Raw genomic sequence first — 23,588 nt, forward strand, 5'->3', positions numbered from 1 at the left:
ACCTTTTGTACTTCAAATTATTCACAATTATATAAAAGCATTATCTTTGCAGTTATGAAAAACGAAGCAGGGATTTTTGGTTTAAGACCAGTAATAGAAGCGATTGAAGCAGGTAAAACAATCGATAAAATTTTTATTCAAAAAGGTTTACAAGGTGAAATTTTTTCAGAATTGAGAAAATTAGTTACCGAATACGAAATTCCTGTAAGTTATGTACCTGTAGAAAAACTAAATCGTTTTACAGGAAAAAACCACCAAGGAGTTTACGCATTTGTTTCTCCAATCGAATTTGATTCAATCGAAAATGTATTACCTCAAATTTGGGAACAAGGAAAAACACCTTTTATTTTAATTTTAGATCGTGTTTCTGATGTTCGTAATTTTGGTGCAATCGCTCGTACAGCAGAATGTGTAGGTGTTGATGCAATTATTATTCCTGCAAAAGGTTCGGCTTCTGTAAATGCAGATGCTGTTAAGACTTCAACAGGAGCTTTATATAATATTCCAGTTTGTAAAGAAGGAAATTTAGTTAATGTAATTAAGTATTTGCAATCAGCTGGAATTTCAATTTTTAGTGCATCAGAAAAATCAGCAGAATTTATTTATGATGCAGACTTCTCTGTTCCTGCAGCAATTGTGATGGGAAGTGAAGAAGATGGAGTTTCTGATTCTATTATTAAAATTTCAGATAAAATTATTAAATTGCCTATGGCTGGACAAACAGCATCATTAAATGTTTCCGTTGCAGCGGGAGCAATTTTATACGAAGCTGTTCGTCAAAGAATGTTACAAGATTTATTTTAACCAAAACATATAAACTATGACCTATTCTACACTTATTGGAGTTTTATTGATCGCGATTAGCGTGGCAATGTACTATTTTACGAATTTAGATGTCTCAAGATTATTTGCAGACAAAGAATTTTTAGTCGGAATAACAGGAGGTGCTGGAGTTGGATTTATACTTGGTGGATTCTTAGGTTGGTTGTACAAATACAAGGCTGTAAATAAAGCGAATGCAAGAATTGCAGACGAAGAAAAACGTAAAGTCGCAGAACAAAAAGCACAAGAAGCGGCTGCGAAAGAGCAAGCTAAATTAGATGCTCAACAAGAAAAAGAAGAATCAGGATTATTGTGAAGTATAATCTGTAAGAGATAAAAAAACGGTCGAAATTAATTTTCGACCGTTTTTTTATGTTGTATTTCTTGGTAATAAAAACAAGGAATCAAAATTAATAAAAACATGGGTTGAATAAGAAATCTTCTAATGTAGAAGAAAACCATTTCGCCAGAAGAAAATTGTGTTGAAATAAGGTAATTGTAAATCGGTAAAAGAATGATTAATCCAATAATCATAATAATGATTGAGAATTTTACGTAACTCTTTTTCCAGAACATAAACCATACAATTAGAACAGTTAAAAGAGTATTGATTAAGTAACGAACCATTACACTTGCATTTAATTGAGCCATATCTAATTTAGGAAATTTAGAATGTCCAACAAGATGAAAGTATTGAATAAATGGATCATAAAATAATATATCTTCAAACTTTCTGACCAAAACTAATCCAAAAACTAATAAAGCTGCAATTCCGTATCGTAAGTATTTATTCGGCATTTTGTTTATTGTATTTTGTTACGAAAAATTTAATCCAAACAATCCATAGAATAACGATAGATCCATAAATTATTGCTGGAAATAAGTAATCATGTGCCATTTTTCCGTATTCGTTGTGGTATCTAAAAATATAGTTTAGTAACATAATTCTCGAAATATTCATCACAAATAATATTGCTAATCCAGATAAAATAAACAAAGAAGTTTGTTTGAAATTAGTATAAAAAGCAACAATAAATGAAATGAAAATAATTAAAATAGAAATTGCATTACATCCTTCATTTACAATAGAAGCAACTTGTCCGTCAACAACTAATCGCATCCAAGGTTGATGATCTGCAATGTTAGAAAAGGAATAAAAACCAAACTTATTTAAGAAAAAAGCAGTAGTATCTGAAGTGAATTTCGTAAACGGATCTGGTATATTATGCGGTAAATATTGATCTAAATATAATTTGTAAATCAAACTAAGAATAATATAAGTTCCTAAAAATCGGGCAAGGAATAACAATAACGGTTTAAATTCTTTCATTAGGTTAAAAATATCAAACAAATATAAATGAAAATCATCATCTTTTGATTAAGTAATGATTAATCAATAAATTTGCTTTCTAAGATTTTAAAAAATGCAAAATTTACATAAACGCGTAGATGTCATTATTGACAGCGAAATATCAACAGAAGATAGATTGCAAAAGATTTGTCAATTGTTAAGTGATGAAGTAGAATATTACAATTGGGTTGGATTTTACTTTAAGAATGGAGATAAAAACGAGCTAAAACTTGGTCCCTATGTTGGTGCAGCAACAGATCACACAATTATCCCTTACGGAAAAGGAATTTGTGGACAAGTTGCAGAATCTAACGAAACTTTTGTTGTACCAGATGTGTATGCGCAAGATAATTATTTAGCGTGTTCAATAGAAACAAAAGCAGAAATTGTGATTCCAATCTTCAAAAATGGAGAAAATATTGGGCAAATCGATATCGATTCTCATACGATAGATCCTTTTACAGAAGAAGATATCAAGTTGTTGGATTATGTGTGTTTACGTGTTTCAGAAATTATTTAATAGATGATTGAAATTATTTTAAAATATTTTCCAGACTTAACTGAAAAACAAATCGAACAATTTTCTAAAGTTGGGGATTTGTACAAAGAATGGAATGATCAAATAAATGTGGTTTCTCGCAAGGATATCGACGAAATTTATACAAATCATATTTTACATTCGTTGGCAATTGCTAAAGTAATGGAATTTGCGGATGGTTCTGATGTTTTAGATGTTGGAACAGGAGGTGGTTTACCAGGAATTCCGTTGGCTATTTTATTTCCTAATGTTAATTTTCATTTAGTTGATTCTATTGGGAAAAAAATAAAAGTGGTACAAGGAGTTGTGAATGGTTTAGGTTTAACGAATGTAAAAGCGGAACAAAAACGTGCAGAAGAGTTAACAGATAAATACGATTTTGTGGTTTCTCGTGCTGTAACAGCAATGCCAAAATTCGCAGAATGGATTCGTGGAAAATTTAAAAAAGAAGCGATTAATCCTTTTCCTAATGGATTGTTATATCTAAAAGGAGGAGATTTAACAGAAGAGTTAGCAGATTTTCCAAATGCTGTTTTATTTGATATTCAAAACTTTTTTGACGAGGATTTCTTCGAAACGAAAAAAGTCGTTTATTTAGAAAAGAAAGATATTTAAATACTTGAAATTAAATTGATAACATTTGTTAAATCTATTATTTGTGAAAAAATATTTTAAAATTATAGTATCATTTTTCATTTTATTTATTTTAAATAGTTGTAGTTATGTATCGTTTTTTTATGTTCAGAATTTTAAAAATGAGGATGTAAAAATTAATATTAAGTTTGATAATATTATTGATGAACATATATCAAATAATATTCCTTCACTTTTTACAAGTAATGTTAAAAATGTGAAAGATTTTAATAATGATGTCAATAAAACAAAATTAGAATATACAAAGATTGACGAAAGAACAATTTCTGTTGTTCTTCCTAAAAATTCAATTACAAAAATTGATAACGCGGTTAATAAAAAAACGAATGTAAAAGAAATTGTTATTTACACCAATAATCAATTGATTGAATTAGGTGAAAAAGAAATTTTAAAGAATTCGAAATTTAAAAAATGGGGGATTATATATTGTTTAAAATAAATATTTTACAATATAGTATTTTAAAAAAAATAATTAAAAAACCGAAATCAATTTGATTTCGGTTTTTTATTTTAACAATTATTGAATTAATCCCGAAAATGAATCTTAAGCGTTATTTTATCCAATACTTTAAGTTCTTTTTAAGAGGTTTTCTCGTCAAAATTCACTATATTTGTTTGTTTTAAAAAGTTAGAGACATATTATGAGTAATAACACATATACGGCGGATAATATCCAAGCGTTAGAAGGAATGGAGCATGTACGTCTTCGTCCATCGATGTATATTGGTGACGTCGGAGTTAGAGGATTACACCACTTAGTTTACGAGGTTGTTGATAACTCTATTGATGAAGCTTTAGCAGGATACTGTGATACAATCAAGGTAACAATTTTAGAAGGAAACTCGATTCGTGTCGAAGATAACGGACGTGGTATTCCTGTCGACTTACATAAAAAAGAAGGAAAATCTGCATTAGAAGTTGTAATGACTAAAATTGGTGCAGGAGGTAAGTTTGATAAAGATACTTATAAAGTTTCTGGAGGTTTACACGGTGTTGGAGTTTCGTGTGTTAATGCACTTTCTAACCATTTATCGGCAGAAGTTTTCAAAAACGGAAAACAATATATTCAAGAATATTCGAAAGGTAAACCTTTGTATGATGTAAAAGAAGTAGGAACTACTGATAGAAATGGTACTACAGTTACTTTTACACCAGATGATACAATTTTCCAAGAAGTAAGAGAATATAACTATTCTACTTTAGCTAATCGTTTACGCGAATTAGCATTCTTAAACAAAGGAATTAATATCGTATTAGTTGATGAACGTAACAAAGATGCAGAAGGAAATCCTGTAACAGAAACTTTTCATTCTGAAGAAGGATTGAAAGAATTTGTTGAGTTTATCGACGGTAGCCGCGAATCTATAATGGATAAAGTTATCTTCATGGAAGGTGAGCGTGATGGAATTCCTGTCGAGGTTGCAATGCGATACAATACGTCGTATAACGAAAATGTACACTCATATGTAAATAATATTAATACACACGAAGGAGGAACGCATTTATCAGGTTTCCGTCGTGCGTTGACGCGTACATTAAAAAAATATGCCGAAGAAAACTTTAATCTTGCAAAAGAAAAAGTAGAAATTGTTGGTGATGACTTCCGCGAAGGATTAACAGCAGTTATTTCGGTAAAAGTAATGGAGCCTCAATTCGAAGGTCAAACAAAAACAAAATTAGGAAACTCAGAAGTTTCTCCTGCGGTTGATAAAATTGTAGCAGAAATGTTAACGAATTTCTTAGAAGAGAATCCAGCTGAGGCAAAAATAATTGTTGATAAAGTAATTTTAGCAGCAAAAGCTCGTCAGGCAGCTAAGAAGGCTCGTGAAATGGTACAACGCAAAAATCCAATGGGAGGAAGCGGATTGCCAGGGAAGTTAGCAGATTGTTCTTCTCGTAAACCAGAAGAATCTGAGTTGTTCTTAGTCGAGGGAGATTCTGCCGGTGGAACAGCAAAACAAGGTCGTGATCGTCATTTTCAAGCAATTTTACCATTACGTGGTAAGATTTTGAATGTTGAAAAAGCGATGGCTCACAAAGTTTTAGATAACGAAGAAATCAAAAATATTTATACAGCTTTAGGTGTAACAATCGGAACTGAAGAAGATTCTAAGGCACTTAATATAACAAAATTACGTTATCATAAAGTTGTAATTATGACCGATGCCGATGTCGACGGTTCTCACATCGCGACATTAATTTTGACATTCTTCTTCCGTTATATGAAAGAATTGATTGAGCAAGGACATATTTTTATTGCAACACCACCTTTATATTTAATTAAAAAAGGAGCGAAAGCAGAATATGCTTGGGACGAAAAAGATCGTGAACGTTTAACAGCTGAATTCTCTGCAGATGGTTCAGGAAAAGGTGTTACAATTCAACGATACAAAGGTCTTGGAGAAATGAACGCGGAGCAATTATGGGATACAACGCTTAATCCAGAACATAGAACATTACGTCAAGTAACAATTGATAATGCGACAGAAGCAGATCGCGTATTCTCTATGTTAATGGGAGATGATGTACCGCCTCGTCGTGAGTTTATCGAGAAAAATGCACATTACGCAAAAATTGATGTTTAGTCAGTTTTTGAAATGATAAAAACAAATAAATCCAGCTTTTTTAAGGCTGGATTTATTAGTTTATATTATTTTATTCCAAATTTTAGTACCATCCAATGTTTAGAATGATTTCTTACTAAGTCATTTTTTATTTTCTCATCTTTAGAATATAAGTATTTATAGACTTTTAAAGGAATAGAATTTGGAAAACTTTTAAGACTTGATTCAATTAAATTTGCAGATTCTTTTAACTGATTGTCTGAATTTAGAGCTTCAACTTTATAAATTAATACAATAATGGGAATGTCATTATAGGTATTTCTAATTTCTTCTTGTAAATCATTTATTAACTCTAATTGAAATTTTGGATCTGGTAAATTTCCAACAGTAACAGCGTCACTAATATTATTTTGATATGCTATAAACATATTCAAAATTTGTTTGTTTTTTGAATCTTTGTTTGCATAAAAATCTGTTATTTTCTTTAGTGTTTCGGGCTCAATACCTCCTGCATCTGATTGTAACATTTCGTCATAAAAATTGTTAAGAAGGTTATAAACAGTTTTATCATCTTTATCAATTTTAGAATCTTTTTTTAATTCTTTAATAAAACTATTATATGCTTCAGTCTTTTGGGCAAATAAATTCGATGATACAATTATAAAGAAAATGATTACTATTTTTTTCATGTTTAATTTTATTGCTAAATGTTTTAAGTAATATTTTCTACTAATATAAATATTTTACTCTATTCCGAAATAATCAATGTTGTTGGTACATTCGAAATCCAAATACTTTTTGTTTCAATCAGGTTTTTCCAGCTTTCCATACTAATCATCATCAAATCCATTTCATCTAAAAACTCTTTATCCAATTGTTGTTTGTACGATAAACTGATATGATTTGGCGCAATATTTTCGATACTACGAATAATTTCTTTCACTTCTGAATGACGTTTGGTATAACCGCTAACATCTACAATAATAATTTGCGATTCGCTGTTAGAAATTAATCGTTGAGCATATTTTAATAAATCAGCATCTTTATTTCCAAAAAGCGGAAGAAATACTTTTTCAGCTTTCGTAAAGTTTTTGTATAAAACTACACCAACTGGAACGGTTGATTTGTTTAATAATTGTTTCGTTCTTTCATTAAAAACTGAATGATCAAACATATTTTCTTTTCCAGTAACTTGACCAATTAAAATATCTGGATCGATAATTTTAGTTGTGAATCCTAAAATATTTCCCAATAAAGTTCCTGAGTAGATTGAGTTTCTAACACCCATTAACATCAAATCGTAATCACCCTTTTGCGCAACATCTACTGTGTCATAAACCATATCTGTAGAGACTTTAAACATTGTGGTAACATCTTGATGTAATTCTTCAGAAACTTCTATAATTGGTTCGAATATTTCGTTTTCTCTTTCTTCTAGATTAAAATGTTGTACTTCGCTACTTTTCATCACATGAATTGCTGTTACAAGCGAATTATCATCTTGGTTTTTGATAAAACTATTTGCTATACGTAACAATTCGGCACCTTTTTCGGGTGTTTGAAAATCAATTAATATTTTATATTTCTGACTTTGACTAATTTCAGTCAATTCATTTTCTGTTTTTTGTTTTCTAAAAATCCAATTGATTAAATCTAATGCAGGACCAGTCATAAATGTTGTTACCAATGCCATAATTACCATCATAGCAAAAATTTCTGGTGTTAGAACACCTAAATCATAACCAATATTCAGAACGACTAACTCCATCAAACCTCTAGTGTTCATTAAAGCTCCAATGGTTAAACTATCTTTCCAATTTTGACCAACGAACTTGGCGGCAATTGCACTTCCGACGAATTTTCCTGTTACAGCAACTAGGATGATTAATCCAGCAGTTTGCCACAAATGTGGGCTATCTAATAAACCAATTTGTGTTCTTAAACCAGTAAAAACAAAGAATAATGGAAGTAATAAAACCAATGAAACATCTTCGATTTTTTCGATGAATAAGTTTCTGAATTTAATATTTTCAGGCATGATTGTTCCAGCTAAAAATGCTCCAAATAATGCATGAATTCCGATAATCTCACTTAAATAAGAAGAAATAATTAAAACCAAGAAAAAGATTCCGATAATAGGTTTTGTAAGTGTTGTTTTACTCGAATGTACATCTGCAATACGTTTTAGGAATGGACGAACAAAACGAACCATTGCTATAACGTAAACTATTGTTAATAAAATAACATAAATAGAACTAACGAAAGAACCAGCTTTAACGATGGCAATTACAGCAGCCAATAAACACCAAGCAGTAATATCATCAGCCGCAGCACATGTAATAACAATAGAACCTAAACGAGTTTTACTAATTCCACGTTCTTGTACGATTCTTGCCAAAACTGGAAAGGCTGTAATACTCATAGAAATTCCTATAAATAAGGCAAATGATAAGAAGTTTATTCCTTCTGGAGCAAATTCCATGTAAATTAATCCAGCCAAAGCGAGACCAAGTGTAAATGGAATGATGATACTTGCGTGACTAATGACAATAGCATCTTGTGCATTTTTCTTTAAGACTTTCAAATCTAATTCCATTCCGATGACATACATGAAAAGAATTAAACCAATTTGACTGATAAATTCTAAATTTCCTAATGATTCTTTTGGAAAAAGATCTCCGAAAAATTCAGGAAAATGCATTCCAATAAATGAAGGACCAAGGAAAATTCCAGCTATAATTTCTCCAATTACTGTAGGTTGTCCAATTTTATTAAAAACCCATCCAAAAACTCTTGCAGTAAATATAATGGTCACAATCTGTGCTAATAAAATAGCAAGCGGATGTCCAATGTTATGTGTAATGCTGTTGATGAAATCGTTGAAATAATTACTTCCACTTGCAGCATTTATTACATGTTTTCCAGCTTCCATTTCTTCGGCTTTTATCACAATAAAATACATCATTAGTGAACAAAGTAGAATTGTTACGATATAAAAAATTGAATTTCTTGTCGATTTTTTCATGGCGTTAATTTTCCACAAAAATCAGAAAATAATTTCCAGTAAAATGACAACTTTTATTAAATTGAAGTAAAATGTAATGAAATGGATTTTTTTTGTAATCAAATGGAAATTTGGTTGATAAAATTAGTCTTATAAACTTCACTTAATACCAAATTGATTTCTTTGTTTTCCCTTGATAAAACATCTAATGTAACGTTATCTGAATGAAAATATTTGATGTGATGTAGACTTATAATTTCACGTTTATTAATGCGTACAAAATCTTTTTCGGGTAAAATGTCTGACAATGAATCAAGTGTAATATTTTTCAAGATTAAAAACGATAAATTTTGATAGTATACTACCTTGTCGCGACTATCAACAGTAGAAGTAGTGATGTAAAGAATTTGATTGAATTGTAATAAGATTTTTCCTTTGTCCGAATTTAATTGAACAAAATTATTTTGTACAGAAACACTGTTTTGTAAACGTTTTTTTACTTTGTCAATAGCTTGTTGTAAACGCTCTTTTTTGATTGGTTTTTGAATGTAATCTGTCGCATCCAAATCAAAAGCATCTATTGCATATTCTTTGTAAGCTGTAGAAAAAATAAAAGGTTTTTCTTTTAACAAATTAGCAATTTGCAACCCATTTATTTTAGGCATTTCGATATCTAAAATACAAAAGTCAAAATCTAAATTTTCAAATTCATTGATAAATAATTCTGGATCAACGTAAGCTTTTACAACTTCGATATCATCAATTTGTTCGCATAACATTTTTAGGTATTTCAACCCAAGAATTTCATCGTCAATTAGTATGCATTTTAGTGTAAAACTCATGTAAATTTATTTTTAAGTTGGCAACAAAAATATCTTGTTCAATAGTTTTAGAAAGAGAGAAGTTGTCTCCATAAACCATTTTCAGTCGATGTTCTAATGATTGACTTCCATGTCCACCAGTTTCTTTTTTCAAACTATTTTTAGGGGATATTTTATTTATGACTTGAATTTGAAATGATTTATGATTCAGTTCAATCATAATTTTTATAAATGAATTGGCTTGTTGAAAATCGGTATGTTTGAAAGCGTTTTCAATAAAATCAATACTAATTAAAGGTAAAATAATTTTTTCTTGATAATAAGGTGAGTTTTCATCAATCTTCGTTTTTACTTGAAAGTCAAACAAAGGCGAAACTTTTACTTTATTAATTTCTATAAAGTTTTTCGTAAAATCTATTTCATCTTTTATAGTAACAAAGCTGTCTTTACTTTCGTATAAAATATAATCTAAAACATTCGCTAATTTATCAATTGTATAATAGGTTTGATAAGCATTTGACTGAATTGAATTTAATATATTTTTAAATAAATGTGGATTAAGTTTTGCTTCGTATGATTCCAATTTTAATTCATCAACTTTTGTGGATAAATTATCCAAACGCTGCGTTTGTTCTTGATTTAATTTTTTCTCGGACTTTAAAGAATTGATCAAATAGGTAATCATAATGATTAGAAAAATAATCAATGCAATAATGAGATAAAGTAATATTGTTGGAAGTTGAATCATATGTTAAATGCTAACTCAAAGATAGAATATTTTAAACAAAAAAATCCAGAAAGTAGAACCTTCTGGATTTTTAGAAATATTGTGAAAGAAATCTTAAGCGTAATATTTAGCTTTTAATTCTTTTACTTTTGGATCATCTAAGAATTCATCATACGTCATATAACGATCGATGATTCCGTTTGGAGTTAACTCGATAATACGGTTACAAGTTGTTTGAATCAATTCGTGGTCATGAGAACCCATTAAAATTGTTCCTTTGAAATTAACCAAAGAGTTATTTAATGCTGTAATAGATTCTAAGTCTAAGTGACCTGTTGGTTCGTCTAATAATAATACGTTTGCACGTAATAACATCATTCGAGAGAACATACAACGCATTTTTTCACCTCCAGATAAAACAGAAGATTTTTTCAATGCTTCGTCTCCAGAGAATAACATTTTCCCTAAGAAACCACGCATAAATTCTTCGTGACGCTCTTCATCAGAATCTGTATATTGACGTAACCAATCTACCAAGTTGATATCTTCTTTAAAGAAATCAGTATTATCTAATGGTAAATATGCTTGTGTTGTTGTAATACCCCAAGAAAAATCACCCGAATCTGGTTGAGCTTTCCCTGAAAGAATTTCGAAGAATTGAGAAACAGCTTTCGAATTACGAGAGAAAACACCAATTTTATCACCTTTTTTAAGGTTGATGTTTGCTTCTTTAAATAAAACTTCTCCATCTACAGAAGCAGATAAGTTGTTTACCTCTAAGATTTGATCACCAGCTTCGCGAGATTGTTCCCAAATAAGTGCGGGATATCGACGAGATGAAGGTTTGATATCTTCGATATTTAATTTCTCGATCATTTTCTTACGAGAAGTTGTTTGCTTCGCTTTTGCAACGTTAGAAGAGAAACGAGCAATGAAATCTTGTAATTCCTTTTTCTTTTCCTCTGCTTTTTTGTTTTGTTGCGCACGTTGTTTAGCAGCTAACTGAGAAGATTCGTACCAGAATGTGTAGTTACCAGAGTATAGATTTAATTTAGAGAAATCTAAATCACAGATATGAGTACAAACGGCGTCTAAGAAGTGACGGTCGTGCGATACAACAATTACTGTGTTTTCGAAATTACCTAAGAAATCTTCTAACCATTGAATTGTATTAACATCTAATTCGTTGGTAGGCTCATCTAAGATTAACACGTCAGGATTTCCAAATAAAGCTTGCGCAATCAAAATACGAACTTTTGCTTTATTATCTAAATCTCCCATTAACGTATAATGCATATCAGAATCGATTCCTACATTAGATAATAATGTAGCCGCATCAGATTCTGCATTCCATCCGTTCATTTCTTCGTAAACAACGCCTAATTCTCCTGCTTTGATACCATCTTCTTCAGAAAAATCTTCTTTTGCATATAAAGCATCCATACGTTCTTTAATATCGTATAATACTTTATTTCCACGTAAAACAGTATCCAATACTGTGAATTCGTCATATTTAAAGTGATTCTGCTCTAAGACAGACATTCGTTTTCCCTTCTCTAAACTAACCTGTCCAGAAGTAGGATCGATTTCACCAGATAATATTTTTAAGAAAGTAGATTTTCCTGCTCCATTGGCACCAATTATCCCGTAACAGTTGCCATTTGTAAATTTTATATTAACTTCGTCGAAAAGAACACGCTTTCCGAATTGAAGCGATAAATTAGAAACATTTAACATAATTTTTGGTATGATGTTTGTTTGACCTTCCGGCAAAGTTACAAATTTTAATTGGAATAAAATAAAGTGCAGAAAGAAGTTACGATTAAGAATAAACGTGCAAGGTTTGAGTATGAATTATTAGATTCATATGATGCCGGCATCCAATTGTTTGGGACTGAAATAAAATCTATCCGAATGGGAAAAGCCTCAATTACTGAAAGTTTTTGTCAAATGAAGGATGGAGAACTCTATATCATTAATATGTTTATAGACGAATATGATTGGGGAACCTACTTTAATCATAAAACAAGACGAGACAGAAAACTTTTATTACAAAAATCTGAGTTGCGAAAATTAGAACGCAAAACAAAAGAGACTGGATTAACGATTGTAGCAACAACGCTGTATATAAACAATAAAGGGTTGGCAAAATTGAAGATCTATTTAGCAAAAGGAAAGAAACTTTTTGATAAAAGAAACACAATAAAAGGAAAAGATTTGAAAAGAGATTTGGATAGAATGATAAAGAATTCTTAAATTTGTCTTATAATTGTATAAAAATTATATAAAATTAAATATATTTAAAACGCTAAATATTTGATAATGAAAAAGTTTAATCTATTATTATCTGCAGTAGCATTATTCGTAGCGGGTAATTCTTTTGTAGATGCTCAAAATTCTAAGAATCCTTGGGCAATTACAGTTGGTGCTCACGCAGTTGATCACAACTCGGTTACTGGTCCATTCAACCAGTATTTCAAAACAGATAATTGGGATATCGTTCCTCCTTTATCTAAATTATCTATTATTCGTAACTTAAACAGATCTTTTGATGTTGATTTAACTGCTTCTGTAGGTGAAGTTGACAACAATAGATTACGTATCAAAGATGAATTATTCATCAATGCTGGTTTAGGTTTACGTTATAAATTAGCTAATGGTTATATCTTGAATGAAGATTCTTGGTTTGATCCATATATCCGTGTAGGTGCTGGTTACCACAGATATGATTACACAGGATTACAATTCCCATTAACTGCTTATTATGGTAATGGAGATGGAAATGAAACTTACCAATTAACTGAAGCTGAAGATTTAGAGAAAAATCATTTTGTAGCATCTTTAGGAGCTGGAATTAACTTTTGGTTTACTAAAAACTTCGGTTTAAATGTTGCTTCTGATTATAACTGGTTACCAGCTTATGGAGGAAACAACTATTTTGACTTCTTCCAACATACAGTAGGAGTTACTTTCCGTTTCGGAAAACAAGATAGAGATAATGACGGAATCGTTGATGACGAAGACGCATGTCCAGATACTCCAGGTATTGCTACAGGAGATCCTGCAACAAACGGATGTCCAGATACTGACGGAGACGGAATCTTCGATAAAGATGATGCTTGTCCTGAAACTCCAGGTTTAGCTGAATTCCAAGGTTGTCCTGATACAGATGGTGATGGTGTTCCAGATAAAGATGATGCTTGTCCAGAAGTTGCTGGTCCAGTAGAAAACAACGGATGTCCTTGGCCTGATACAGATGGTGACGGAATCTTAGATAAAGATGATGCTTGTCCTAACGAAGCTGGTTTAGCTCAATTCCAAGGTTGTCCTGATACAGATGGAGATGGTATTCCAGATAAAGATGATCAATGTCCAACTGAAAAAGGACCAAAAGAAAATAACGGATGTCCATGGACAGAAGTTCACGTAGCTAAACGTTTATCTAACATCTTATTCGAGTACAACTCTGATAAAATTGTTCCTTCTTCTTACGAAGATGTAAAAGTTGCAGCTCAAATTTTAAATTCTGATGATTTAAAAGCGAAAAGTTTCTACATCGATGGTCACGCTGATCAAAGAGGTAAAGATGCTTACAACAAAGCTTTATCTTTAAAACGTGCTAAAGCATTAGTTAAAGTTTTAGGAGAAAGAGGTGGAGTTGATACAAGCCGCTTAACTGCTCGTGGATTAGGAGAGTCTCAATTATTATGTACTGAGGAAACAGAAGAGTGTTACCAAAAGAACAGACGTGTTGAGGTTTTACCAAAAACTGCAACAGTTACAGAAACTAAAGTTGTAAAACCAGCTACAAAAAAGAAAAAATAATTTCTTAAAATAGCTTACAATAAAAATAGCCACCTCATTGAGGTGGCTATTTTGTTTATTAATGAGTATGAATTTTATTAAAACAACTATTTAAATCTTTATTTATTTTTTCTTGAAGACTAAAATAATAATGCATCCAGCTGTAAAAACAGATAATAAATAACCAATCCAAGAAAGTAATGGCATATCTAAAATCATTGGACGAACGTTAGTGTTAGCTAACATACTTGCACCAATTCCAAATGCTAATGTTAAGATAGCTAATACAAGTTTATTGATACTATCTTTGATTAATTTTTGGATATTATCTATTTCATCTATCTTAAAATTAAGCGCTAATTTATCGTTGTTTACTTTTTCAATTAACTTTAATGTATCTTCAGGTAAATCATTAATTAAATCCTGAATATCTTTAAAATTATCAATCGCTTTTTTACTCAAATATTTTGGATGAAATTTCTGACGTGCTAATTTTACAGCATATGGTCGCATAGAACGTTGTACATTAAGATCTGCATCTAATTGTTGACCAATTCCTTCAATAAGCGCAATTCCTCTCAATAAAATATAAACATATTCTGGTAATAATACATGATTGCGATGTAGAATATGATTGAATTTTTTGATGATAACTTGAACTTCTATCGTATCAACAGTATTGTATTCTAAATAATCGAAAATATCAGCAATATCTCGCTCCAGTTGTTTATCATTTTCGATATAATGTTTGATGGCCATTTTTTTTAGTGAACGAACAATACGTTTCGGATTTTTTAAACCAAAATCAATTACAACGTTTTCTAACGCCTCTTTTTCGTTGATTGCTAAAATCCCCATAGAGCCGAAATCAATAAAAGCTAATCTGCCGTCTTGTAAAATGAAAATATTACCAGGATGCGGATCGGCATGAAAAAAACCATCATCTAATAATTGTTTTAAATAAATATCAAATCCTTTTTGCACGATTTTTTTTGGATCAAGTCCTAAAGCTTCTAATTGAGCAACATCATTTACCTTAAAACCTTCAATAAATTCCATGCAAAGAAAATTATTGTTGGAATAATCTTCGTACGTTTTTGGCACATAAACATCTTTACTGTTTTCGAAATTTTTCCTAAAACGTTCGATGTTTTGAAATTCATTGGTTAGTGAAAGTTCTTTTAGAATAGAGTTTTCAAATGATTTTTCGATTTCAGAAATGAATAGTTTTTGTAGTTTCTCGTATTTTTTTTCTAAAAAATGAACAATATCTCGAATCAGGGCTAAATCGGACTCAATTATTTTCTGAATATTAGATCGTTTTACTTTGAAAACAACTTTTTCTCCATTCAATAAAGTTGCGCGATAAACTTGCGAAATACTTGCTGCCGCAAAAGGTTGTTCTTCTATAAAAAGAAAATGCTCGTCAGGCTCAATTCCAAATTCATCTCTAATTTTTTGCTTGATATCGATTTCTTCTGGCGGAACATTATCTTGTAATTTTTTTAATTCTTCAACTAAAGATTCAGGTACCAAATCTTTTCGATTGCTTAGTAATTGACCAAATTTTATATAAGTAGGACCAAGTTCTTCCAAAGCCATTCTGAAACGTTGGTTAAAAGAACTATTGAAAAATTCTGTGTTTTGATCAGAATGAAATAAATCGTTTCCGCGAGAAAGAATTTCTTCGAAACCGTATTTCGAAACTATTTTTACGATTTTTGAGAATCGTTTTATTTTCTTTAAACTATCCATAAAATTGAGATTCGATTACAAGTTACGAATAAACAAGTGTGTAATTTGTTTATAATATCTTAAATTTCTTTGAGTTGAAGCTAAAAATATTCTAAATAATTAAATATTATTGTTTATCTTTGCACTCGCTAAAATGATTTAGGAATCAAGCGATTAATTATTAAGTTAAACATCTCTCGATCATTTATTTGCATTTGAAGATTCCGAAAATAAAAAAGATTGAGATACAAATTTTTAGAATTATGTCTAAAGAAACAAAACAAGAGGAAGTACAAGAAGTTGTATTAAACACTCCAGTATTAGATGCGTCTGCTAATGCAAACGTAGCGCCAGAATCATTTGATTGGGAATCTTTCGAATCAGGATTAAACGAAGAAGATCGTAAAGAAAAAGCTGAATTAGAGCAAATGTACGATACAACTTTAGAAGACTTACATGAGAATGAAGTATTCAAAGGACAAGTTGTACGTATTACAGATAAAGAAGCTATCGTTGACATCAACTTCAAATCAGAAGGTGTTATTTCATTAAACGAATTCCGTTACAACTCAGACTTGAAAGTTGGGGATATCGTTGAAGTAATGGTTGATCAACGTGAAGATAAAAATGGACAATTAATTTTATCTCACAAAAAAGCTCGTACATTAAATGCATGGGATGCTGTTAACAAAGCACACGATTCTCAAGAAATCGTTAACGGTTACATCAAAGCTCGTACTAAAGGAGGTATGATCGTTGACGTATTCGGAATTGAAGCTTTCTTACCAGGTTCTCAAATCGATGTTAAACCAATCCGTGATTACGAACAATTCGTAGGAAAAACTATGGAATTCAAAGTTGTTAAAATCAACCCAGAATTCAAAAACGTAGTAGTTTCTCACAAAGCGTTAATCGAGGCTGATATCGAAGTTCAGAAAAAAGAAATCGTTGCTCAATTAGAGAAAGGACAAGTATTAGAAGGTGAAGTTAAAAACATCACATCTTACGGTGTATTCGTAGACTTAGGAGGTGTTGACGGTTTAATCCACATTACTGACTTATCTTGGTCTCGTATCAACCACCCATCTGAAATCTTAGAAGATGGACAAAAAATCAACGTTGTAATCTTAGATTTCGACGAAGATAAATCTCGTATACAATTAGGTATTAAACAATTAGAGGCTCATCCATGGGACGCTTTAGATGCTGATATCAAAGTTGGTGATAAAGTTAAAGGAAAAGTAGTTGTTTTAGCTGACTATGGTGCATTCGTTGAGGTTGCTCCAGGTGTAGAAGGTTTAATCCACGTTTCTGAAATGTCATGGTCTACTCACTTACGTTCTGCTCAAGATTTCGTAAAAGTAGGTGATGAGGTTGAAGCAGTAGTTTTAACTTTAGATAGAGAAGAAAGAAAAATGTCTTTAGGTATCAAACAATTAACTCCAGATCCTTGGACAGATATTACAACTAAATACCCAGTAGGTTCTACTCACAAAGGTAAAGTTCGTAACTTCACTAACTTCGGTGTATTTGTAGAATTAGAAGAAGGTGTTGACGGATTAATCTACATCTCTGACTTATCTTGGACTAAGAAAATCAAACACCCATCAGAATTCTGTGCGGTTGACGATATCTTAGACGTAGTAGTTTTAGAATTAGACGTAGAAGCTCGTCGTTTATCTTTAGGTCACAAACAATTAACTGAAAACCCATGGGATCAGTACGAAGCTAAATATGCTGTAGGTACTACTCACACAGGTGTTGCAGTTGACGTATTTGACAAAGGTGCTACAGTTCAATTCGAAGATGCTGACGTTGAAGCTTTCGCTCCAGCTCGTACATTAGAGAAAGAAGACGGATCTCGTATCAAAAAAGGTGAAGAAACATCTTTCAAAGTTATCGAGTTCAATAAAGAATTCCGTCGTGTAGTAGTTTCTCATACAGCAACTTTCCGTGAGGAAGAAGTTAAAGCTGAAAGAACTTCTAACAACAATAACAACAACAACAATTCATCTAACACTATCGAAACTTCTACATTAGGAGATATCGATTCATTAGCAGAATTGAAAAAGAAAATGGAAGAAGGAGGAAACTAATTCTCTAACCGAAATTTTTAAATAATATAAGCTGTCCAGTAATGGACAGCTTTTTTTGTGAATAATGGTTTGATTACTGATGATAAAACTGAATTTAATTTATACTTTAAAATAATATAAAGAATAACATACTATTATTGATATATTTTTTGAATATTATTCAAAATAGTCTTAATTTTGTAATCGAAATGGAAAAAATAGAATTTAACTTAGATGCTACTGATTTGAAAATCATGCGATTAATGCAAGATAATGCACGTATTAATAATGCAGACATCGCAAGAGAATTGGGAATGGCACCTTCTGGAATATTAGAGCGCGTAAAAAAGCTTGAGAATAAGCAAGTTATTTTAGCTTATCACGCAAAAATAAATCCAATGGCAGTTGGACAAAAATTACTTTCGTATATGTTTATCAAAACCGTTGATATTATCGGTGATGAAACAGTAGGAAGACAACTTGCCGAAATTCCAGAAGTTTTAGAAGTTCATGACATTGCTGGAGAAGATGGGTATCTAATTAAAGTAAGAACTTCTGATAACCAAGGTTTGGTAGAATTGATGCGTCAACATTTAAGTAAAATTGGCGGAATTACTTCTACACGAACAACTATCGTTTTACAAACAATAAAAGAAGAACAAAATATCGTTATACCAACGAATTAAAAAATTGAGATTGAATGAAAGGGAATCAACCAAGTAAGTGGCTGATTATTGCAGCGTATTTCGTGGTTTATGTCGTTTGGGGATCAACTTATTTTTTTATAGATAAGGCTTTACATAGTTTTAGTCCGTTTATTTTGGGCTCGTTTCGTTTTATTGCGGCGAGTACAATGTTAATGGGTTATTGTAAGTTGAGGGGTTATAAGATTTGGGATAAACAAATTGTAAAACAATGTATGTTTACAGGTTTTATGTTATTGTTTATTGACATGGCTGGTATTATTTGGTCCGAACAATTTTTGCCAAGTGGTATTGTTGCAATTATGGCAGCATCTGCTGCAATTTGGTTTATTGTTTTAGATAAACCAAGATGGAAGCAAAACTTTTCAAGTATACCAACTGTTTTAGGTGTTTTATTAGGTTTTGTAGGCGTCTTAATGTTGTTTTATGAACAAACAACAACTGTTCATGCTGATGCTGATCAACAATTTTTAAACATGATTGGATTAATTGTTTTAATTTTTTGTTCAATAGCATGGACGTTAGGATCATTGTATTCAAAATATGTAACTGATAAGCAGAAAAAAGAAGTTACACAACCAAAAGAAGAATTGAATATTATGGTAAAAACAGCTTGGCAAATGATTACAGCTGGCGTTTTGTTCAATACCGTAGCAATTTTTAATGGAGAGTATGCGAATTTTAGTTTTGCGAATGTTGCTACAGAAGATTGGTTAGCGATGGCTTATTTAACAACTTTTGGCTCTATTCTTGCTTTTGGTTCTTACGTTTGGTTGTTACAATATCGTCCAGCTGTAGAAGTTTCTACATATGCCTATGTTAATCCAATTGTAGCTGTTGCATTGAGTTATTTTTTTACAGATGATGTCGTAACTCATTTGCAGATTTATGGATTAGCCGTAATTTTGTTCAGTGTTTTGTTAATGAATTGGAATTTATACAAAAACACGAAATTAGTTCAAAAAATTCTGCATTTTGTTTCTCGTAAACATTATGCGCATTAAATATTATGATGATTAATAATAAGAAAGCTTCTCGATTTCGAGAAGCTTTTTTTATTTAGCATATAATATTTTCAAAATTTATTTGATTTGAAATTTCAAATTCTTTGGCTATGCATTCGAATAAATCATCGTGAAAAGTGATTACATAATGATTTAATGAATTCCATTTATCTTCATTAAAGTATGGATGATTTTTATCGATTTGTTTTAGTTCTTCGATCCATTTAGAATTCTTTATTAAGTATATATCAGTTGAGTTGATTCCATACATTTTATAAGGATGAAAACAAAGTGTTTCACTTCCAGGAAAACCTATTTTATAAATGTGATGATTAAGAAATTTTAAAGTGATCGAATCACAATTTTCGTCATCAATTCTAAAATTTAAATAAAGATTGTTATAGTCTGATACTATTTTAGGAGAAGGATATCCATTGTTAATAATAAATCAGTTTCCATTTTTTCAATTGTCATAATAGTTATTTAAACGTAAATCTATAAAAAAAAAGCAGCTCTTTTCAGAACTGCTTTGGTATATGGTGATGAATTATTTTTTACAATTTTGTACATTTTACAATCTCTAAACCGTATTGTGTAGTATGAGGTTCTTCGATAGTTCGTGTAATCAAATTCATTTTTTGGATACCTAAATCTTTGATGATTTGAGAACCAATTCCATGATCTTTTTCGTCGGCTGGTAAAACACCCGATTTTGATTTTCCTTCAGAAAAACTTTTAAAAATCTCTAATTTTTGTTCTACTAATTCAGAATTTTGAATGTTATTAATAAAGATAACAACTCCTTTTTCTTCTTCGTTGATAATGTTCATAGTTTTTTCTAACAATGGCGTTTCACCATTCTGTAATGCACTAAACAAGTCATAGTAACTATTTGTTGATTTTACACGCACAGGAACAACATCGTCTTTTGTCCATTTTCCTTTTTTCAAAGCAAAGTGAATTTGGTTGTTCGTTGTTTGTTGATAAGCAACTAAATCGTAATCTCCAAATTTTGTTTTTGCAGGAAACTCTTCGATACGTTTTACTAATGATTCGTTTTCTAATCGGTAAGCAATTAAATCTTCAATCGAAACGATTTTTAGATCAAATTTCTTCGCAATTTCTAATAATTCAGGAAGACGAGCCATTTCGCCATCTTCTTTCAAAATTTCAACAATACATCCAGCGGGATAATGTCCAGCCATACGCGCCAAATCTACGGCAGCTTCTGTATGTCCCATTCGAACTAAAACACCTCCGTCTTTGGCAATTAATGGGAAAATGTGTCCTGGTTTTCCTAAATCATCTGGATTTGTATTTTCGTCAATTAAAGCTTGAATAGTTTTAGAACGATCCGAAGCCGAAATTCCTGTTGTACAACCATGTCCTTGTAAATCGACAGAAACTGTAAAGTTAGTTTCGTAAATTGCTGTATTGTGACCAACCATAAGATCTAAGCCTAATGCTTTACATCTTTGTTGTGTAAGTGGTGTACAAACCAATCCGCGTCCGTGCGTCACCATAAAGTTGATTACTTCTGGTGTAGCAAATTCGGCGATACATAGGAAATCTCCTTCATTTTCACGATCTTCATCGTCAACTACAATGATAACTTTTCCTTGTTTTAAATCTTCTAAAGCTTCTTCAATTGTGTTTAATTGAGATGATCTATTTTCCATTGTTTTTATGTTATTGATAACGAGAATGCTCCTCGTTTTTGTTTGTTTTCTTAAACTTACTAAAGTATTTTACAATAGGATCGATATATAAGCTGATGTTAAATAATTCTGAATCTTGGTTTGCTTTGTAACAGAAAAGTAATGAGAATGGAAGTGCAATTATATTTGCAGCCCAAGCAGCAATTGTTGGGTCTAAATTTCCATTTTTGGACATATTTTCTGCCGAGAAATTCAAGATGAAATAGATAACAAAAATAATAATCGAAATAATTACAGGCATTCCAATTCCTCCTTTTTTTACAATTGCACCAAGTGGAGCTCCAATTAAAAAGAAAATAATACATGTTACTGCGTACGAAAAATTTCGTTGATAATGAATGTTTACTTTCGAGTATAATTTTTCACGACCAATAATTTCTTGTTCAGAAAATAACATGTTTTCTTGATCTCGATTAACCATTTGTATTGATTGATTAAGAATTCTGTCACGGTCTTCAACAGAATATTCTTTCAGATCGAAAATCATTTTTGTTTGAACAGAATCTACTTCTTTCATTTTGTTGAAATAGTAGTAATTCTGAGTAAACATATTAGTTTTTAAATCTTTGTAATACTTTTTATAATCTACATTTAACGAATCAATCAAATGTCGTAAACCTTTTCCGTCTAAATATTTGTACGAATTTCCTGGATCTTCATCTTTTCCAGAATTTAAAATATCTGTTATATCAATGTAATAATTTAAAGTATCAAATTTAGTGTATTGATTTTCTTGACGTAATCGTTGTTCTAAGTTCTTATTTTTGATGTTATCTGTATAAGCAATTCCATCAAAAAGCTCCATTTTCAGATAATGATTATCGTTTTTATCTGGTGCAAGATTTCCTCTTTTCGCAATAATTGTCATAGCATCTTCTCCAGAAGCAGCATTTTGATGTACAAAAACATCTTGTAACTTCTCAGAATTTTCTCCTGAAACTTTATTAATTTTCATTTGGAAACCTGGCACAGTTTCAATAAAAACACCTTCTTTCATACTTACCGTTGGTTTGGTTTGTATGATATTGAAATACATGGTGCGCGCTTTTTGTTGCGAATAAGGCATTACTTTATCACCGAAGAAATATAATCCAATTGACATCAATAAGACGAGAGAGAAAAGTGGACCTAGAATTCTTGTTAATGAAATTCCAGATGCTTTCATTGCTGCTAACTCATATCGTTCGCCAAATCCTCCCATTGTCATAATAGATCCTAGAAGAATGGTTAGCGGTAATACAAGTTGCACAACATTAATTCCTAACCAAAAAAGTAATTCTGTAATAGTGTACCATTCTAAACCTTTTCCAACAAATTTTTCCATTTGTTGCCATGCAAATTGCACAATAAAGATGAAAAATAAAACACTAAAAATGAAAAAAAATGGACCTAAAAAGGTCTTAATTAAATACCAGTCAAGCTTTTTTAACATTGATTATAATTGAGTAATAATATAGCCTTGCGACTTATATTTCTTTTGGTCAAAGTTAAAGTAACTTTTGTGAATAAGTAAATTTTGAACGTAATCTTTTACAACAATAGATGTAGTATCTCCATTTTTACCATATTCTTTGTAATCATAGATTTGATTATTCGCTGTGTTTACTCCTAAAACTGAATATTTAATTGTTGAAGTTTTTGTTGGCGTCAATTTTATATACTGAATAGTTTTTCCTCCTACAGTTTTTTTGTCAGTTAAGGCATAATTAAAATCTGTTCGATAAGTATTCAATACTTTTGTTGGTGTCAAGAAATCATCCGTATTCGATGCGTCAGAAATTGTAACTTCTTTGTCATCTTTTGCAATCGTATATAATTTTGTTCCAGTAAAAATTTGGTTGATATCACCAACATTCAAATTAAATTTCTGTTTCATAGAGAAAACTTCACCAGAACGATTTGTAGCTTTTCCATTTGTAGTATTGCTAAAATCAAATTTAATGTAATACGAGTTTGCATTCGTATAATTGGCGTAAACTTTGTCTAAGATTTGTTTTGCTGATTGAGCATTTAATGTTCCAACCCCTACTAATAAGAGTATGAAAGAATAGATTATCTTTTTCATACA

23 protein-coding genes are annotated in these 23,588 nt (G+C 30.9%); 11 read left to right on the forward strand and 12 right to left on the reverse strand.

Annotation, left to right across the window (positions count from 1 at the left end; all coding sequences use genetic code 11):
* Positions 1–54: 54 nt before the first annotated feature.
* Complete coding sequence (gene rlmB / locus AC2I98_RS13350; protein ID WP_486412153.1) at positions 55–804, forward strand: 23S rRNA (guanosine(2251)-2'-O)-methyltransferase RlmB; 750 nt, start codon at positions 55–57, stop codon at positions 802–804.
* A gap of 16 nt (positions 805–820) precedes the next feature.
* On the forward strand, positions 821–1,138 hold the full coding sequence (locus AC2I98_RS13355) for a hypothetical protein (protein ID WP_486412154.1): 318 nt from the start codon (positions 821–823) through the stop codon (positions 1,136–1,138).
* A 35-nt stretch (positions 1,139–1,173) separates the two neighbouring features.
* Here the strand turns inward: AC2I98_RS13355 and AC2I98_RS13360 are convergent, their stop codons facing one another.
* On the reverse strand, positions 1,174–1,620 hold the full coding sequence (locus AC2I98_RS13360) for an exosortase F system-associated membrane protein (protein ID WP_486412155.1): 447 nt from the start codon (positions 1,618–1,620) through the stop codon (positions 1,174–1,176).
* Positions 1,610–2,152, reverse strand: coding sequence for an exosortase family protein XrtF (gene xrtF / locus AC2I98_RS13365; protein WP_486412156.1), 543 nt, complete (start codon positions 2,150–2,152; stop codon positions 1,610–1,612). Before xrtF ends, AC2I98_RS13360 begins: the two co-directional genes overlap by 11 nt.
* A gap of 94 nt (positions 2,153–2,246) precedes the next feature.
* Between xrtF and AC2I98_RS13370 the strand changes: the two genes are divergently transcribed.
* The 4 genes from AC2I98_RS13370 (at position 2,247) to gyrB (ending at position 5,950) form a co-directional block, all read left to right on the forward strand.
* Positions 2,247–2,693: a GAF domain-containing protein gene (locus tag AC2I98_RS13370; RefSeq protein ID WP_486412157.1), complete on the forward strand. Its 447-nt coding sequence runs from the start codon at positions 2,247–2,249 to the stop codon at positions 2,691–2,693.
* 6 nt (positions 2,694–2,699) lie between these two features.
* Entirely contained in the window at positions 2,700–3,326 is a 627-nt protein-coding gene (gene rsmG / locus AC2I98_RS13375; RefSeq protein WP_486414080.1) for a 16S rRNA (guanine(527)-N(7))-methyltransferase RsmG, read from the forward strand.
* A gap of 43 nt (positions 3,327–3,369) precedes the next feature.
* Complete coding sequence (locus AC2I98_RS13380; RefSeq protein WP_486412158.1) at positions 3,370–3,804, forward strand: hypothetical protein; 435 nt, start codon at positions 3,370–3,372, stop codon at positions 3,802–3,804.
* 202 nt (positions 3,805–4,006) lie between these two features.
* Positions 4,007–5,950 carry a DNA topoisomerase (ATP-hydrolyzing) subunit B gene (gene gyrB, locus AC2I98_RS13385; RefSeq protein WP_486412159.1) on the forward strand — a complete coding sequence of 648 codons (1,944 nt, stop codon included), beginning with the start codon at positions 4,007–4,009 and terminating at the stop codon, positions 5,948–5,950.
* Positions 5,951–6,015: 65 nt separating this feature from the next.
* Here gyrB and AC2I98_RS13390 read toward each other — a convergent pair whose 3' ends face one another.
* The 5 genes from AC2I98_RS13390 to AC2I98_RS13410 all read right to left on the reverse strand — a co-directional run bounded on the left by AC2I98_RS13390 (position 6,016) and on the right by AC2I98_RS13410 (position 12,218).
* On the reverse strand, positions 6,016–6,618 hold the full coding sequence (locus AC2I98_RS13390) for a hypothetical protein (protein ID WP_486412160.1): 603 nt from the start codon (positions 6,616–6,618) through the stop codon (positions 6,016–6,018).
* A gap of 59 nt (positions 6,619–6,677) precedes the next feature.
* Complete coding sequence (locus AC2I98_RS13395; RefSeq protein ID WP_486412161.1) at positions 6,678–8,954, reverse strand: cation:proton antiporter; 2,277 nt, start codon at positions 8,952–8,954, stop codon at positions 6,678–6,680.
* A 98-nt stretch (positions 8,955–9,052) separates the two neighbouring features.
* The gene (locus AC2I98_RS13400; protein ID WP_486412162.1) at positions 9,053–9,775 is read right to left on the reverse strand and encodes a LytR/AlgR family response regulator transcription factor; all 723 of its coding nucleotides are present in this window, start codon (positions 9,773–9,775) and stop codon (positions 9,053–9,055) included.
* Positions 9,744–10,502 carry a sensor histidine kinase gene (locus AC2I98_RS13405; protein WP_486412163.1) on the reverse strand — a complete coding sequence of 253 codons (759 nt, stop codon included), beginning with the start codon at positions 10,500–10,502 and terminating at the stop codon, positions 9,744–9,746. The genes AC2I98_RS13400 and AC2I98_RS13405 overlap by 32 nt, the downstream gene beginning before the upstream one ends.
* Positions 10,503–10,595: 93 nt before the next feature.
* On the reverse strand, positions 10,596–12,218 hold the full coding sequence (locus AC2I98_RS13410) for an ABC-F family ATP-binding cassette domain-containing protein (protein WP_486412164.1): 1,623 nt from the start codon (positions 12,216–12,218) through the stop codon (positions 10,596–10,598).
* A 66-nt stretch (positions 12,219–12,284) separates the two neighbouring features.
* Between AC2I98_RS13410 and smpB the strand changes: the two genes are divergently transcribed.
* The gene (gene smpB, locus AC2I98_RS13415; protein ID WP_171621839.1) at positions 12,285–12,737 is read left to right on the forward strand and encodes an SsrA-binding protein SmpB; all 453 of its coding nucleotides are present in this window, start codon (positions 12,285–12,287) and stop codon (positions 12,735–12,737) included.
* Between the two features lie 66 nt (positions 12,738–12,803).
* Positions 12,804–14,306 (forward strand): OmpA family protein, encoded by a 1,503-nt coding sequence (locus tag AC2I98_RS13420; RefSeq protein ID WP_486412165.1) that lies wholly within the window; start codon positions 12,804–12,806, stop codon positions 14,304–14,306.
* A gap of 102 nt (positions 14,307–14,408) precedes the next feature.
* Here AC2I98_RS13420 and AC2I98_RS13425 read toward each other — a convergent pair whose 3' ends face one another.
* Entirely contained in the window at positions 14,409–16,040 is a 1,632-nt protein-coding gene (locus AC2I98_RS13425) for an ABC1 kinase family protein (RefSeq protein ID WP_486412166.1), read from the reverse strand.
* Positions 16,041–16,282: 242 nt separating this feature from the next.
* On the opposite strand from AC2I98_RS13425, the gene rpsA reads away from it, so the two are divergent.
* From rpsA to AC2I98_RS13440, 3 genes are all read left to right on the forward strand, one after another.
* Positions 16,283–18,115 (forward strand): 30S ribosomal protein S1, encoded by a 1,833-nt coding sequence (rpsA, locus tag AC2I98_RS13430; RefSeq protein WP_486412167.1) that lies wholly within the window; start codon positions 16,283–16,285, stop codon positions 18,113–18,115.
* Positions 18,116–18,303: 188 nt separating this feature from the next.
* On the forward strand, positions 18,304–18,780 hold the full coding sequence (locus AC2I98_RS13435; protein ID WP_486412168.1) for an Lrp/AsnC family transcriptional regulator: 477 nt from the start codon (positions 18,304–18,306) through the stop codon (positions 18,778–18,780).
* Positions 18,781–18,794: 14 nt separating this feature from the next.
* Positions 18,795–19,802, forward strand: a complete 1,008-nt coding sequence (locus tag AC2I98_RS13440; RefSeq protein ID WP_486412169.1) for an EamA family transporter — start codon at positions 18,795–18,797, stop codon at positions 19,800–19,802.
* Between the two features lie 55 nt (positions 19,803–19,857).
* Here AC2I98_RS13440 and AC2I98_RS13445 read toward each other — a convergent pair whose 3' ends face one another.
* The 4 genes from AC2I98_RS13445 to lolA1 all read right to left on the reverse strand — a co-directional run bounded on the left by AC2I98_RS13445 (position 19,858) and on the right by lolA1 (position 23,585).
* Positions 19,858–20,073, reverse strand: a complete 216-nt coding sequence (locus tag AC2I98_RS13445) for a hypothetical protein (protein ID WP_486412170.1) — start codon at positions 20,071–20,073, stop codon at positions 19,858–19,860.
* Between the two features lie 283 nt (positions 20,074–20,356).
* Positions 20,357–21,481: a 3,4-dihydroxy-2-butanone-4-phosphate synthase gene (gene ribB, locus AC2I98_RS13450; RefSeq protein WP_486412171.1), complete on the reverse strand. Its 1,125-nt coding sequence runs from the start codon at positions 21,479–21,481 to the stop codon at positions 20,357–20,359.
* Between the two features lie 10 nt (positions 21,482–21,491).
* Complete coding sequence (locus tag AC2I98_RS13455) at positions 21,492–22,952, reverse strand: LptF/LptG family permease (RefSeq protein WP_486412172.1); 1,461 nt, start codon at positions 22,950–22,952, stop codon at positions 21,492–21,494.
* A gap of 3 nt (positions 22,953–22,955) precedes the next feature.
* Entirely contained in the window at positions 22,956–23,585 is a 630-nt protein-coding gene (gene lolA1 / locus AC2I98_RS13460) for an outer membrane lipoprotein periplasmic chaperone LolA1 (RefSeq protein WP_486412173.1), read from the reverse strand.
* Between the last annotated feature and the right edge of the window lie 3 nt (positions 23,586–23,588).

This window comes from Empedobacter sp. EJD.6dd (assembly GCF_057369435.1).

What these genes read in the sequence shown, in the direction of transcription:
- rlmB (WP_486412153.1), top strand. Translation starts at nt 55, where the DNA reads ATGAAAAACGAAGCAGGGATTTTTGGTTTAAGACCAGTAATAGAAGCG.
- AC2I98_RS13355 (WP_486412154.1), top strand. Translation starts at nt 821, where the DNA reads ATGACCTATTCTACACTTATTGGAGTTTTATTGATCGCGATTAGCGTG.
- AC2I98_RS13360 (WP_486412155.1), bottom strand. Translation starts at nt 1,620, where the DNA reads ATGCCGAATAAATACTTACGATACGGAATTGCAGCTTTATTAGTTTTT.
- xrtF (WP_486412156.1), bottom strand. Translation starts at nt 2,152, where the DNA reads ATGAAAGAATTTAAACCGTTATTGTTATTCCTTGCCCGATTTTTAGGA.
- AC2I98_RS13370 (WP_486412157.1), top strand. Translation starts at nt 2,247, where the DNA reads ATGCAAAATTTACATAAACGCGTAGATGTCATTATTGACAGCGAAATA.
- gyrB (WP_486412159.1), top strand. Translation starts at nt 4,007, where the DNA reads ATGAGTAATAACACATATACGGCGGATAATATCCAAGCGTTAGAAGGA.
- AC2I98_RS13390 (WP_486412160.1), bottom strand. Translation starts at nt 6,618, where the DNA reads ATGAAAAAAATAGTAATCATTTTCTTTATAATTGTATCATCGAATTTA.
- AC2I98_RS13395 (WP_486412161.1), bottom strand. Translation starts at nt 8,954, where the DNA reads ATGAAAAAATCGACAAGAAATTCAATTTTTTATATCGTAACAATTCTA.
- AC2I98_RS13400 (WP_486412162.1), bottom strand. Translation starts at nt 9,775, where the DNA reads ATGAGTTTTACACTAAAATGCATACTAATTGACGATGAAATTCTTGGG.
- AC2I98_RS13405 (WP_486412163.1), bottom strand. Translation starts at nt 10,502, where the DNA reads ATGATTCAACTTCCAACAATATTACTTTATCTCATTATTGCATTGATT.
- AC2I98_RS13410 (WP_486412164.1), bottom strand. Translation starts at nt 12,218, where the DNA reads ATGTTAAATGTTTCTAATTTATCGCTTCAATTCGGAAAGCGTGTTCTT.
- AC2I98_RS13420 (WP_486412165.1), top strand. Translation starts at nt 12,804, where the DNA reads ATGAAAAAGTTTAATCTATTATTATCTGCAGTAGCATTATTCGTAGCG.
- AC2I98_RS13425 (WP_486412166.1), bottom strand. Translation starts at nt 16,040, where the DNA reads ATGGATAGTTTAAAGAAAATAAAACGATTCTCAAAAATCGTAAAAATA.
- rpsA (WP_486412167.1), top strand. Translation starts at nt 16,283, where the DNA reads ATGTCTAAAGAAACAAAACAAGAGGAAGTACAAGAAGTTGTATTAAAC.
- AC2I98_RS13435 (WP_486412168.1), top strand. Translation starts at nt 18,304, where the DNA reads ATGGAAAAAATAGAATTTAACTTAGATGCTACTGATTTGAAAATCATG.
- AC2I98_RS13440 (WP_486412169.1), top strand. Translation starts at nt 18,795, where the DNA reads ATGAAAGGGAATCAACCAAGTAAGTGGCTGATTATTGCAGCGTATTTC.
- AC2I98_RS13445 (WP_486412170.1), bottom strand. Translation starts at nt 20,073, where the DNA reads ATGTATGGAATCAACTCAACTGATATATACTTAATAAAGAATTCTAAA.
- ribB (WP_486412171.1), bottom strand. Translation starts at nt 21,481, where the DNA reads ATGGAAAATAGATCATCTCAATTAAACACAATTGAAGAAGCTTTAGAA.
- AC2I98_RS13455 (WP_486412172.1), bottom strand. Translation starts at nt 22,952, where the DNA reads ATGTTAAAAAAGCTTGACTGGTATTTAATTAAGACCTTTTTAGGTCCA.
- lolA1 (WP_486412173.1), bottom strand. Translation starts at nt 23,585, where the DNA reads ATGAAAAAGATAATCTATTCTTTCATACTCTTATTAGTAGGGGTTGGA.